The sequence below is a fragment of the Sphingomonas crusticola genome, from assembly GCF_003391115.1.
Taxonomy (GTDB): domain Bacteria; phylum Pseudomonadota; class Alphaproteobacteria; order Sphingomonadales; family Sphingomonadaceae; genus Sphingomonas_I; species Sphingomonas_I crusticola.
In genome coordinates this window covers 2,930,012-2,943,099 of the sequence record NZ_QTJP01000001.1, presented here as the reverse complement: position 1 = coordinate 2,943,099, position 13,088 = coordinate 2,930,012, and the positions used below count along the sequence as shown (strand labels likewise).

The 13,088-nt window shown below is 63.3% G+C and carries 13 protein-coding genes; 2 read left to right on the top strand and 11 right to left on the bottom strand.

Features of this window, described 5'->3' with window-relative positions; genetic code table 11:
• Window positions 1–16: 16 nt before the first annotated feature.
• Genes DX905_RS13945 through DX905_RS13920 form a run of 6 tightly spaced genes read right to left on the bottom strand, consistent with a single transcriptional unit; the run spans window position 17 to window position 6,560 of the window.
• Window positions 17–811, bottom strand: a complete 795-nt coding sequence (locus tag DX905_RS13945; RefSeq protein ID WP_116091885.1) for an enoyl-CoA hydratase/isomerase family protein — start codon at window positions 809–811, stop codon at window positions 17–19.
• Window positions 811–1,728: an SDR family NAD(P)-dependent oxidoreductase gene (locus tag DX905_RS13940; RefSeq protein ID WP_116091884.1), complete on the bottom strand. Its 918-nt coding sequence runs from the start codon at window positions 1,726–1,728 to the stop codon at window positions 811–813. The genes DX905_RS13945 and DX905_RS13940 overlap by 1 nt, the downstream gene beginning before the upstream one ends.
• Before the next feature lie 19 nt (window positions 1,729–1,747).
• Window positions 1,748–2,791: a uroporphyrinogen decarboxylase/cobalamine-independent methonine synthase family protein gene (locus tag DX905_RS13935; RefSeq protein WP_116092570.1), complete on the bottom strand. Its 1,044-nt coding sequence runs from the start codon at window positions 2,789–2,791 to the stop codon at window positions 1,748–1,750.
• Between the two features lie 50 nt (window positions 2,792–2,841).
• Window positions 2,842–3,396, bottom strand: coding sequence for a VOC family protein (locus tag DX905_RS13930; protein WP_116092569.1), 555 nt, complete (start codon window positions 3,394–3,396; stop codon window positions 2,842–2,844).
• Window positions 3,397–3,414: 18 nt separating this feature from the next.
• Window positions 3,415–4,278, bottom strand: coding sequence for an alpha/beta fold hydrolase (locus DX905_RS13925; protein ID WP_116091883.1), 864 nt, complete (start codon window positions 4,276–4,278; stop codon window positions 3,415–3,417).
• Window positions 4,279–4,316: 38 nt separating this feature from the next.
• The gene (locus DX905_RS13920; protein ID WP_116091882.1) at window positions 4,317–6,560 is read right to left on the bottom strand and encodes a TonB-dependent receptor; all 2,244 of its coding nucleotides are present in this window, start codon (window positions 6,558–6,560) and stop codon (window positions 4,317–4,319) included.
• A gap of 269 nt (window positions 6,561–6,829) precedes the next feature.
• On the opposite strand from DX905_RS13920, the gene DX905_RS13915 reads away from it, so the two are divergent.
• Together DX905_RS13915 and DX905_RS13910 are read left to right on the top strand one after the other, a co-directional pair.
• Entirely contained in the window at window positions 6,830–8,422 is a 1,593-nt protein-coding gene (locus DX905_RS13915) for a long-chain fatty acid--CoA ligase (protein WP_240320968.1), read from the top strand.
• Window positions 8,423–8,461: 39 nt separating this feature from the next.
• Complete coding sequence (locus tag DX905_RS13910; RefSeq protein ID WP_116091880.1) at window positions 8,462–8,737, top strand: YciI family protein; 276 nt, start codon at window positions 8,462–8,464, stop codon at window positions 8,735–8,737.
• Between the two features lie 70 nt (window positions 8,738–8,807).
• Here DX905_RS13910 and wrbA read toward each other — a convergent pair whose 3' ends face one another.
• From wrbA to DX905_RS13885, 5 genes are all read right to left on the bottom strand, one after another.
• A complete protein-coding gene (gene wrbA, locus DX905_RS13905; RefSeq protein ID WP_116092568.1) occupies window positions 8,808–9,407 on the bottom strand; it encodes an NAD(P)H:quinone oxidoreductase in 600 nt (199 codons plus the stop codon).
• 71 nt (window positions 9,408–9,478) lie between these two features.
• Window positions 9,479–10,978, bottom strand: a complete 1,500-nt coding sequence (locus tag DX905_RS13900) for an aldehyde dehydrogenase (protein WP_240320855.1) — start codon at window positions 10,976–10,978, stop codon at window positions 9,479–9,481.
• A complete protein-coding gene (locus tag DX905_RS13895) occupies window positions 10,975–11,355 on the bottom strand; it encodes a carboxymuconolactone decarboxylase family protein (protein WP_116091879.1) in 381 nt (126 codons plus the stop codon). The genes DX905_RS13900 and DX905_RS13895 overlap by 4 nt, the downstream gene beginning before the upstream one ends.
• Window positions 11,356–11,372: 17 nt before the next feature.
• Window positions 11,373–12,275: an NAD(P)-dependent oxidoreductase gene (locus DX905_RS13890; protein ID WP_116091878.1), complete on the bottom strand. Its 903-nt coding sequence runs from the start codon at window positions 12,273–12,275 to the stop codon at window positions 11,373–11,375.
• Window positions 12,272–13,087, bottom strand: a complete 816-nt coding sequence (locus tag DX905_RS13885) for an N-acyl homoserine lactonase family protein (RefSeq protein WP_240320854.1) — start codon at window positions 13,085–13,087, stop codon at window positions 12,272–12,274. Before DX905_RS13885 ends, DX905_RS13890 begins: the two co-directional genes overlap by 4 nt.
• Window position 13,088: the final 1 nt, after the last annotated feature.

The window sequence follows — 13,088 nt, the reverse complement described above, 5'->3', positions numbered from 1 at the left end:
GGCAGGCCAGTCTGCGTCAGCGGCCGCCGAATACGGGCCGGCGCTTTTCGACGAATGCCGTGATGCCCTCGCTCATGTCGGGGGAAAGGGTGGAGGCGGCGAAATTCACCGCTTCAGCTTGTAGCTGCCGTTCGAGATCCTCGCCTGAAGCCTGGATCAGCAAGGCCTTGGTACGCGCGATGGCGGCGGTGGCGCCGTCGGCCAGCTTGCGCGCGAGCTTTTCGGTTTCCTCTGCCAAAGCCCCTGCAGGGACAACCCGGTTGATCAGGCCGTATTCGCGCGCTGCCGAGGCATCGATCCGTTCGCTTAGGAAAGCGAGCTCGGCCGCGCGCTTCATGCCGACCGCGTGCGGTAGGAAATAGGTGGCGCCGCCGTCGGGCGTCGTCCCGATCCGCGAATAAGCCAGTGAAAAGAAGGCGTCGTCGGCCGCAATTGCGAGATCGGATGCGAGGACGAAGCTCACGCCGAGTCCGGCGCAAGCCCCGCTTACGCTGGCGATGACCGGCTTGGGCAGGCGCCGCAGCAACATGATGATCGGGTTCATCTTCTGGCAGGTCGCCTCGAAAAAGGCGCTGCGGTCCTCCGGCGGAAGCGCGAAGCTTTCAACGAAACTCTTCACGTCGCCGCCCGCCATGAAATTGCCGCCTGCACCCGACAGCACCAGGCAGCGCACGGCCGGATCACGCTCGACACGCAGCAGGAAAGCGATGAATTGGTCGCGCATGCCGTCCGAAAAGGCGTTGAGGGATTCCGGCCGGTTCAGGACCGCGCGTGCAATGCCGTCGGCGACCGATCCCTCGAAATCGGCCATCAGTGCGTCTCCGCCGGTTCGAAGCGGGCGAGCGCCTTGGTGATATAGTCCGGCGCGGACGCGAACGGCTCGGCATGCGAGAGATCGGCGATCCGCTCATAGGCAGCCGCCACCGCGTCCGGATCGGCGGCGTCGGCGTCGTCCATGAAGACGCCTGCCCCCTCCATCATCGCCGCCCGGGCGAAATAGCCCGCACCCGCGCTGATCACGTGCCCGCTGACCGTGCATTCGTCGCTGCTGAGGTAAGTCACCGCCGACGAAACCGCCTCTGCCTTCAGATGCGGCAGTGCCGCAGGAGGCATCATCGCCTCGGTCATACGGGTCGCGGCGATCGGCGCGATCGTATTGATCAGCACATTGTCGCGCGCGCCTTCCTGCTTGAGCACGTTCATCAGGCCTACGAGCGCCATCTTGGCGGCGCCGTAATTCGATTGGCCGAAATTGCCGTACAGGCCGGCGCCGGACGAGGTCATGACGATGCGTCCGTGCTTTTGCTGACGCATATGTCCGAACGCCGCCGAGGTGCAGTAGACCGCGCCCAGGAAATGAACGCCGACGACCGCGCGAAAGTCGGCCATGTCGGCCTTGGCGAAGGTCTTGTCGCGCAGGAAGCCGGCATTGTTGACGAGGATGTCGATCCGGCCAAATTGCTTGATGGCGGTGTCGATGAGCGCGGCCGCGCCGCTCTCTTCCGAGATGCTGTCGTAATTGGGCACGGCGGTGCCGCCGGCAGCCTCGATCTCGGCAACCACCCGGTCGGCGGCTGCACTGGAACTGCCGGTGCCGTCCAGGCCGCCGCCGAGATCGTTGACGACAACCTTCGCCCCGCGGCTTGCGAGCATCAATGCATGCGACCGGCCGAGTCCGCCGCCCGCACCTGTAACAACTGCAACACGGTCCTTGAGCGAGATGGTCATAATGTCTCCAGAATATGTGTCATGCCGATCCGGTCAGTTCAGCGCGGACCATGGCCGCGCCGTCCGAAAGAGCCTTGAGCTTGGTGAAGGCGGTCGCCCGATCGAGATATTTCATGCCGCAATCGGGCGCGGGGATGAGCCGCTCGGGCGGGACGTGCGCCAGCGCCGCGCGAATGCGCGCCGCCACCTGCTCGCCAGTCTCGACCGGAGCATTAGGATCCAGGGCGAGTAGGCCTAACAGGATGGTCTTCGGCGCAAGCTCGGTCAGTGCGCCCAGATCGATGCCCGGCTGGGCGGCCTCGATCGAGATTTGCTGCGCGCGGCAGTCCGCCAATTGGCCGAGGAAGGTATAATGCTTGGGCTTCCCCTCTCGCGCGAGGAAGCCGTAGCCGAAGCAGAGATGGATGGCGGTGGTGACGGTGAGTTCAGCGAGTGCCCGATCGATCACGCGCACGCCGAACGCGCTTGCCTCGTCCGGCGCGTTGCGCAGATAGGGCTCGTCCAACTGGATGACGTCCACCCCCTCGGCCTGCAGCAGGCGCGCTTCGGCGTTAACGGCATCGGCGAAGGCGGAGGCCAGCGCCTCGGGGTCTTTGTAATATTGATCGTGAGTGAGCTGCGACATCGTAAACGGACCGGGCAAGGTGACCTTGATCCGGCGATCGGTATTGCGCTGGAGGAAGCGTGCAGATGCCACCTCGACCGGCGTGCGCCATTTGATCGGGCCGACCACGCGCGGCAGGCGGCTGATCTGACCCGTCTCGCGCCGGATGATCGCGGGATCGCTTTCATCGATGCCCTCGAGCGAGAGCAGGAAATGGTTCGAATAGCTGTCGCGCCGGATCTCACCATCGCTGATGATGTCGATGCCGGCGCGCTCCATGTCGCGGATGGCGAGGCGGGTGGCATCATCCTGGGCCTCTTCCAGCATGTCGGGATCGACACGCCAGAAACCGCGCGCGCTCACGCGCGGCACGTTGCCGCCAGTGAGCACGCTGCGGTCGATCAGCCAGCCGGGCTGGGGATAGCTCCCGACGACGGTCGTCGGGAACAGCCCCGGCAAAGCCCGATCCGGTCGATCTGCACGCGGCAGGCCGCCTACCTCGCCTGGGGTCATGAATAGTGGGTTTCGTGGCGCAAAAAGTTGGTGGGCGTGTAGTCGCCTGCCATCCAGGCGGCGAGCGAGGCATGGGCGGTATCCGCTTGCACCCGGTTAATCTCGTCGAGGTTGGGCGGATCGACGGTGAATTCGACCAGCAGCCCGTCCGGGTCGGTCACGTAGACCGACTTGCAATAGCCATGGTCATAGGACCAGCCGCCGAGGCCGGCATCAGCGCAACGCTTCTGGATCGCGTCCTGCGTTTCCTGATCGACCTCGAGTGAAATGTGGATGAACATCTCCTGCTTCTTGGCGGCGAAGCGCTTGTACACCTCCGGATCGGCGAAACTGAAGAATGCGAGGGCGCCCCCGTCCTTCATGCCATAGAAAGTGTGGCTGTAGATCAGGTCGGTACCCTGGAACTCGGTCCGCTCCACCCACGTCGCGAGGAGGGGCATGCCGATAATATCCTCGTAAAAGTGGCGCGTACGCTCCTGATCTTCCACGACCCAGGCGTGGTGGTGGAGCCGGTTGGGAATACCATTCGGGACGTTGGCAGGGTGCGCCATATTCATCTCATCCTCCGGTCAATTGGTCCGTCGAAGCCGCTCGACGGGTGCGCCATCAGCATAACAGTCACGGGCGAAGCTACTCAGTTCGGCGTTGAAGCGCTCGGGTTCCTCCCAAAAAGGCATATGGCCGCAGGCCTCGAACCAGGCGACGCGGGCGCCGGCCACCTTGGCTGCAATCGCCTCGGCCGCGTGCGGCAGGGTCATGCCGTCCTGCCGGCCGTGCACGACCAATGTTGGTATGCGGAGAGATCGAAAGGTTTCGGTATAATCGACCCGCCATTGGCTGGAGCCCTGGCGCGCCTTCATGCCCGCGCTCATGACCACCCCCAGCATGAGCGCGAAGTCGGCATCGCTGAGCGGGATGCGCGCGCATCTGCGAACGAACAGTTCGGCGCCGGCGATCGTGTCTTCCAGGTTGGAGCTCAGCAATAGCTCACCGCACGCATCCGGCCCCCGCACCGGCTGATCCGGATCGGCGAAGGCAGCGACCGCCACGAAGCTCAACCCGGCGACGCGATCGGCGGCGAACTGGTGGACATATTGCGCGATGACGCGCCCTCCGAACGACCAGCCGACTAATATTACCTGTTCGAGCTGCAGCGCTTCGATCACCGCCCGCAGATCATCACCCCAGATCGTGCCCTGATTGTAGGCGTCGAGCGTGTCGGGATGATCCGATTCCCCGTGCCCGCGCAGGTCGTAGCTGACGAGACGGAAGCTTTCGGCCAGCTCGCCTCGAAACTGGCGCAAGAAAGCGAGCTGGGAATGCGACCAGCCATGGACGAACACAATGGCGGCCCCGTCGGTGCGCCCCCATTCACGCACCGACAGCCTCACCCCGTCCGGCGCTTGGACCATCGTCTGGCGGGACGAATACATCTACGTCCTCGCAGCCAGGGAGGCGAACCGCAGTTCCATCAGAATTCGGTGCTCACCTTGAGCCCGAACACGCGTGGCACGCCGGGGGAGTAGATCGATGTGCTGGCCGCCGCTGCGTAAGCCCAGATCGCCTTGTTGAGCAGGTTCGACCCATACAGCTGGAACTGCCATTTGGTGTTGGGCAGGGAATAGGTGATCGAGCCGCTGAGCGAGTCATATTTCTTCTGGCGGACGAGCCCGCCCGGCTCCCAGGTAAATCCGCTATTATGCTCATCGTTGATCGCGAACAGGACCGGTCCCGCCGTATATTGCGCGCCGAGCGTCGCCATGAACTTGGGCGCACGCGACATATGATGGCCGGACAGGTCACAAATCTCGGTGGTCGGATTGCCGCCGGCGGGCGAAGGCTGGGGACAGGCGCCCCTTGGAAAGTCGACATATTTGGCATGAAGCAGCTCGAACCCGCCGCTCAAGCTCAGGCCGCGCGCCGGACGTATCGTGAAGTCGACATCGGTGCCGTACATGTGGGACGATGCCGCATTGAACAGCGCCACCGTGCCGGTTCGTCCTACCCCGGGCGTTAGGCTTTCCAGCTGAAGGTTTTTCACTGAATAATAGAAAGCTGCGACGTTCAGCGAGAGGTGGCGATCGAAAAGCTCGTTTTTCAGGCCCGCCTCGAAAGCGTCGATCGTTTCGGGAGACGCCGGCGTATTGGTGAAGTCGGTGCTGTTGAACGTGCCGCTGGCAAAGCCGCGATTATAGGAAACGAAGCCCATCATGTCGGGCGAGAATTTATGATCGAGCGACAGGCGCCAGGACGGGCTGCCCCACGATTTGTGCGTCGGGATGCCGCTGCTTTCGGGCGTACTGATCGTGCCGAACAGATTGGCAGTGCCGCTGATTGATTTCTTGTCGAGCGTGTAGCGGAACCCACCGGTCAGGCGCGTGTCGGGCAATACGGTGACGGTCGCCTGTCCGTATGCCGCGTAGGAATCGGTCGGCAGGCTGGCGGTGATATGGAAGAATTCCGAGCCGTCGAGCGCGGGGCTGAAGGTGTTCTTGCTGACGTCGTGCAGATAATAAAGCCCGACTATCCAGTTGAAGGTGTCGACGGTGCCGCCCTGGAGCTGCGCTTCGTCCGAGAACGTGTGCGCCTTCAGGTGAAACGGATCGATCGTGAGCGCCTTGCCGCTGCCGAACGGGATTGCGTTCACCCCGTAGGTAAGCTTTGCCCAAAGCGTGTGGTATGCGGCGGTGTTGATGAACGTCGCCCAGCCTAGATCCTGGCGGACATGCAACGAAGCCATAAAGGTGTTGGTGGGGCTCTTCGTGTCGACCGGATCGGCGACCGTGTACGTGTCGATGAAGCGTGTCTTGCCATCCTCGGCGAGCGAACCAGGGATGACGCCGGTGGTCCCACCGATATAGTTGGCGACGTGGGTGTAAAGCAGGTTCAGCGACACATCGGTGCCGGTGTCGGACTGCCAGCGCAGCTTGCTCTGACCGCCCCATTCTTCCGACTGATAGATGTGCTTCTTCAGCGTCACATTGTAACCGTAGCCATGCATGCGATCGACGCCGTAAGCCGCGACGTTGAAGGTGAGATTGTCGGTCAGCGGGGTGTTCGCGTAGAAGTGGCCGGTGATCGTGTCGTAGTTGCCGTACGAGGCATCGACCTTGACCAGCGGCGTGTGACTGGGATCTTCGGTCTTGATGTTGATGACACCGCCGAGCGCGTTGCGCCCGAACAAGGTGCCCTGAGGGCCTTTGAGCACCTCGATCTGGGCGATGTTATTGAACGAGAAGATCGCAGAGGCGGGCTGGAACAGATATACGCCGTCAATGTAAATTGCGACCGGCTGCTCGATGTTGATACCGTCCAGCTGCTGCCCGATACCACGCATGTAAGGATTGGCGTTGGTCAGTCCCTGCGTGAACACGAGGCCCGGCACAACCGACGACAAATCCTGGGTTGAGCTAAGGGCAAAGGTCTTGAGTGCCGCCGGGGTGACCGCGGTCACTGTGATCGGGACATCCTGCAGACGCTCGGCCCGGCGCTGCGCGGTTACCACGATCTCACCGAGATCGTTGGTCGCGGGATTGGTAGTCGGCCCGGTGGAATTATCATGGAGCGAAGATGCCGGCGGCGCGGCCGACACGCTGTCGGTCGTTTGCGCGCTTCCAGCGCAGGCCGAGCCCATCGCCAGCATTGATGCGCCGGCCGTCAACAGCGACCGCTTTGCCCCTTTGATCGACATTACCACCTCCCTCTTATCGGCCATCGTGAGCCTGTTATTCTGCACACGTTGCCAGCAGAGATTGAGCGAGTCAACTGCAACGAGTCAAACCCGCGCGAAATGCAAATCACCAGAGAGCCTTCGAAGGACACGCAGTCTTCCCGCATCGTGGGAGGGGCTGGCGCGCACGCGCGCTCCAGCAGCGATATAGAAATGACTGCACACGTTGTCAGAACATGCTAACCGCGATTCTCATCGGAGAGCGGCGGCCAGGTCCGAGGCCAGCTGGGGAGGAGAATGAGATGAAGGGATTGATGCAGGTCGAGCCGCTGCTGTTGAGCGCGCTTCTCGTGCACGCCGAGGAGAATTTCGGTGATGTTGAAATCGTGGCCTGGGAGCCGGAGCGGTTCAGCTACACCTATGCGCAAGCGGGTCAGCGCGCGCGCAAGCTCGCCAGCGGCCTGCTGAAGCTCGGCCTACATCCCGGGGAAACGGTTGGCTCGCTGGCGTGGACAACCCACCGGCATTTCGAACTCATGTATGCGGTGCCAGGTATTGGCGCGGTGCTTCACACCGCCAACCCGCGGCTCTCCGCGCGCCAGATCGCCTTCACGATCAATCACGCGGCCGACCGCTTCCTATTCGTGGACCCTGATTGCATCACGCTCGCAGCCGAACTGGCACCGCTGCTGACCACAGTGGAGCGCTTCATCATCATGGGACCGCCCCGCGAATCCGATCCGTCCGGCCTGACCCTAGGCTATTTCGACGACATCCTCGCTGCAGGCGATGCCGATTTCGCATGGCCCAGCTTCGACGAGCGGACGGCATCCACGCTCTGCTTCACCTCGGGCACGACCGGCGATCCGAAGGGGGTGCTTTACAGCAATCGCGGGAGCCTGCTCTCGGCGATGGCGATTGCACCTGCTGATGGCTGGGACGTCAGCGCATCGGACACGATCATGCCGGCAGCGGCCTTTTTCCACTGTAACGGCTGGGGCGCCCCCTATCTCGCTCCCATGGTGGGCGCGAGGCTGGTGTTGCCGGGGCGGGCCGTCGATGGCGAAACCATGCTGAAGATCATCAGCGAGGAAGGCGTAACGGTGGGATCGGGTGTCCCGACCGTTTGGATGGGCTTGCTTGATCAATGCATTCGCACCGGCCGTGCTCCCGGGACACTGAACCGGATTGTGTGCGGCGGCGCCGCACCGCCGCCAGCGATGATGAGTGATTTCTTCACCCGCTTTGGTGTGCGCACCATCCAGGTGTGGGGCATGACCGAAACCACGCATGCCGCTACCATGCTTTCCACGAGGCCCGACGTGCTCACGGGGGCGACCGAGGCCTTGGCTCCTCAGGGGAAGCCTGTCTTCGGGACGAGGTTGCGCGTCATCGGACCCGGCGGCGCGCAGCTTCCTAACGACGGCACCACGCCCGGACAGCTGCAGGTTAAAGGGCCCTGGTGCGCTACCGAGTATCTCGGTCGGGACGATATCCAGCTTTGCGACGAGGAAGGCTGGATGAACACCGGCGATCTTGCCACCGTCAGCGCTCGCGAAGGGCTGCGCATCACCGATCGGATCAAGGACGTGATCAAGAGTGGCGGCGAGTGGGTGAGTTCGATCGACCTCGAGCATGCCGCCAGAGAGCATGATGACGTACTCGAAGCTGCCGTCATCGGTGTGCCGCATCCGCGCTGGCAGGAAAGGCCGGTGCTGTTCATAGTATCGCGCGACGGTGCCAGGCTCAGTCCGGCCGATGTGATCGCCTATCTCAAGCCGCGCGTGCCCAAGCTCTGGGTTCCCGATGACGTGATCCTCATGGACGCATTGCCGCACAATTCCACCGGCAAGGTCAGCAAGGAAGATTTACGCCAGATCTATGGGGAGCGGGTTCGGGCTGGGTGACGCAACGAGGCAATCGGAAACAGGTTAAAGGAGATTGGGATGTACTTTGCGGCGATGTATGATCTGAACGAAGGCCAGGCCGAAGCGCAGGCGCGCGAACGGCCCGCCCATTTTGCCCATGCGGCGACGGGGCTGGTCAGGATCGTGATGGCCGGCCCCACGGTGGGCGACGCCGGCACTGTCAACGGCGGCCTATATGTCTTCGAAGCGCCGGACTGGGCGACCGCGCGGCGCTTTTGCGAGGAAGATCCCTACACCAAGGGAGGAATCTGGCGCGTGCTTAGCGTGCGTGAGTTCGACAAGAAGGTCGGCTGATCGCGCGGTCCTTCTCGCCCCGCTGTGCGGGAGAGCGATCGGGTCGCGGCGGCCAAGCGGAACCAGCCGGTCATGCGAACAGCTTATTAGCGATCTCCGCGACGTGCCGGCCCTGGAAGCGGGCACCGTCGAGCTCGATCTGGCTCGGCTGACGGCTGCCGTCGCCCGCGGCTATGGTGGTGGCGCCATAGGGGGTGCCGCCATGTACTTCGCTCAGGCCCATCTGCGCCTCGTAGCTGTAGGGCAAGCCGACGATCACCATGCCGAAATGCATGAGATTGGTGATGGCGGAGAACAAGGTCGTCTCCTGCCCGCCATGCTGGGTTGCGGTCGACGCGAAGGCCGAGCCGACCTTGCCGTTCAGTTTTCCGCTCGCCCACAGCCCGCCGGCCTGATCAAGGAAAGCCGCGATCTGGGACGGCATCCGCCCAAAACGGGTCGGCAGGCCGAGAATGATCGCGTCATAGTCGGCGAGCTCGTTGACGCTTGCGATCGGCGCTGGCTGATCGAGCTTGAAGTGAGCCGCCTTGGCGACCTCCTCCGTCGCTGTTTCCGGCACGCGCTTGATGTCGACGGTGGCGCCGGTCTCGCGCGCGCCGTCCGCGACAGCCTGCGCCATCTGCTCGATATGCCCGTAACTCGAATAATAGAGAACCAGAACCTTGCTCATGATCATCTCCCTGAGCTCGCAAATTAGGGGCGCCGGCCATCCCCAGCGCGCGATCTGCGAACGCTGTGCTATCAGCGCATCACGAACGGGTTGGGAGCCTCGCCATTGAGGTCTATCCAAACGCTCTTCTCTTGCAGGTAGCCGCGGATTGCGGACATGCCGTTTTCGCGGCCCACGCCCGATCTTTTATAGCCGCCAAAGGGCGACATGTAGCTAACCGCACGATAGGTGTTGACCCAGACGGTGCCAGCTTCGAGCCGTTCGGACGCAGTAAGCGCGCGTCGGATCGACTGGGTCCAGACGCCGGCGGCGAGGCCGAATTGCGTGTCATTGGCGATCCCGATCGCCTCTTCTTCGTCCTCGAACGGGATCACCGCCAGCACCGGCCCGAACACCTCTTCCTGCGCGATCCGCATCGATTGCTTCACGTCCGTGAATATCGTCGGTTCGACGAACCAGCCGCTGCCGCATTCCGGCCGCGTCGCCGCCGCGCCGCCAATCACGCAGGACGCCCCTTCCCCACGCGCGATGTCGATATAGTCGAGCACCTTGCGATATTGGCCGGGCGTGGTGACGGGTCCGATCTGGGTGGCGTCGCTGAGCGGATCGCCCATCTGCGCGGTGCGCGCGAGCGCAAGCAGTCCGTCCACGACCTGATCATGAATTGAGCGCTGAACGAGCAACCGCGATCCGGCGATGCAGGTCTGGCCGGTGGCGGCGAAAATGCCCGAAACCACACCGCGAATGGCGTTTGGAATATCGGCATCGTCGAACACGATGTTGGCCGACTTGCCGCCCAACTCCAGCGTGACCGGCTTGATACCGCGGGCCGCCAGACCATAAACCTGCTCGCCTGTCGCATCCCCGCCGGTGAACGCGACCTTTGCGACGCGCGGATCGGTCACGAGGGCTTCGCCGATTTCCGAACCGAAGCCGGTGACGATGTTGACCACGCCGGGCGGGAAACCAGCTTGCTCGAACAATTCGCCGAAGGCGAGTGCGGAAGCCGAGGAGAATTCGCTCGGCTTCCACACGATGGTGTTGCCGGCGGCAAGCGCCGGCGCGAGCTTCCACGTGGCGAGCATCAGCGGCGAATTCCACGGTGTGATCGCCGCGACGACGCCGATCGGCTCCTCGCGCGTGAAATTGAAGACGCCCGGCTTGTCGATCGGGATGACCCGGCCTTCGATCTTGTCGGCCAAGCCCCCAAAATAATAGAACCATTGCGGGATGTAGCGCAGCTGGCCGCGCATCTCGGTGATCAGCTTGCCGTTGTCGCGCGTCTCGATCTCTCCGAGGCGATCAGCATTCTGGGCGACCAGGTCGCCGAAGCGCCGCAGGATCGCACCACGTTCGGATGCCGACATTTTGCGCCAAGGCCCGCGAAACGCGGCCGCCGCCGCCGCGATCGCGCGATCGACATCCGCGTTGTCGCCACGCGCGATCATCGCCCAAGGCTTGCCGAGGAAGGGATTGTCGGTCGGAAACCATTCGCCCCCGTTCGCGTCGACCCATTTGCCTTCGATCAGCATCTGATGGCGCGGCAGATCGGCTGCTGCGGGCATGCTCATGCTGCGTCCAGCTCGGCCAGCGCCTCGCGCGCCAACCGGAAAGAATCCACCCCGGCCGGGACACCGGCATAGATCGCAACCTGCAGCAGTACCTCGCGAATTTCCTCACGGGTGACGCCGTTCCGGATCGCGCCCTTGACGTGCATCTTCAGCTCGTGTGCGCGATTGAGCGTACCGATCATCGCCAGATTGATCAGGCTGCGGTCGCGTTTGGAAAGCCCATCGCGGCCCCACACCCACCCCCAGCAATATTCGGTCACCAGTTCCTGCAGCGGGCGATTGAAATCGTCGGCGTTGCGGATCGCGTTTTCGACGAACTCGGCGCCGAGCACCGACTTGCGGATTTCAAGGCCGCGATCGTAGATTTCCTTACTCATCGATGATCTCCGGATCTTCAGTTGATGGATTGTGCTTCGGGTTGGATCCCGGCCCAGCGCTCGACGACCTTGGCCATCGCCGTGAAATCGGAATCGGCGCCATAGATCTGGTTGGTGATCGACAGCATCTGGCGGACGGCGGAACCGACGATCATCGGCACGCCCAGCGCCTCGGCCTCCTCGACGCCCAGCCGCACATCCTTGAAGGACAGGCCGGTGGCGAAGCCGAAGTCGAAGCTGCGCGGCAGTACCGAGCGCGGCCACTTATCCTGGGTGGCGCTATTACGGCCGGACGAGACGTTGAGGACTTCGATCATCGTCGCCGGATCGAGACCGCCCTTGATCCCCATCGCCATCGCTTCCGACGTGATCGCGATCGCGCAGGCCGCCATGATGTTGTTGGCGAGCTTCATCGTCTGGCCGGAGCCGGGCGTCTCCCCCATGAAGAACAATTTGCCGAGCAGCGATAGGATCGGCCGGAGCTCCTCGAAATGCGCGCGGCCGCCGCCGACCATGATCGCGAGCGTTCCTTCGCGCGCGCCCTTGATGCCACCCGAGACGGGCGCATCGAGGAAGGCGATCGACTTGGCCGAAAGCTGCTCGGCGATGATCTTGCAGGCCGCCTGTCCGATCGTCGAAAGATCGACGAAGCGGCGGATCCGACTGCCATGAATAAGACCATGCTCGCCGGTGGCAATATCGCGCACGATCGCCGGACTGGGGAGGCTGGAGAAAACCAGCTCGGCCGCATCGGCGATCTCGCTCGGCGTGAAGGCACGGACCGCGCCGCGCGCAACCAGCGCCTCGGCGGCGGCATCGCTTGGATCCATGATGTAAAGCTTGTGACCGGCCTCGATCAGGCGGGAGGCCATCGGCCCGCCCATCCTGCCAAGGCCGATGAAGCCGATCGTCTCGGTCATATGATTGTCCCTCGCGCATTTTTGGGGCCGACAAGGTCGAGCCGGACGATATCCGGCAAGTCCGCGAACATCCGTGGATAGTCGGTGAGCACACGCGGCTCATGACCGGGAATGATGTGGTCGCGCGACGTGGCGAGACGATCGAGCATCTCGAGCCCATCCATATAATCGGCCATGTCGACCAGGACCGGGAATGGCCGGCGCAGATCAATATTGGCGTGGAGATGCGCGGCGTCCGACGCGAGCACGACCGTGCCACGGCTGGTCGCGACCTCGACAATCTGCAACCCGCCCGAATGGCCGCCGACCAGGTGAAGAGTGACGCCCGGCGCCAATTGGCTGGTGCCGGCATGATATTGGACGCGGCCGTCAAAAACGTTGTGGACCATCGCCGAGACGTCCTGCGGCTCGAACGGCATGCGCATGACCGCGTGGCACATGCAGCGGCCGGTGCAGTAATGCATCTCGGCTTCCTGCAGGTGGAACCGGGCGCGGGGAAAGGCGCCGAGATTGCCGGCATGGTCGTAATGCATGTGGGAGATGATCACGTTGGACACCGTATCCGGCTGGATGCCGAGCAAAGGGAGGCTCTGCTCGATCGGCCGCACCATCGTCCGCCCGCGTCGGGCGGCGACGGCGGGGTCGAAGCCCGTGTCGAGAATGAAGGTGCGGGTCTCGCCCACGATCGCCCAGATGAAATAATCGATCGGCATCGGCGTCGTATGATCGTCGGAATAGATCAGATTCTCGGCCGCCATGCGGTCATGGTGGCCGTAGCGGATCGCGTAAACGGCGTACGTGTCGGTGCTCACC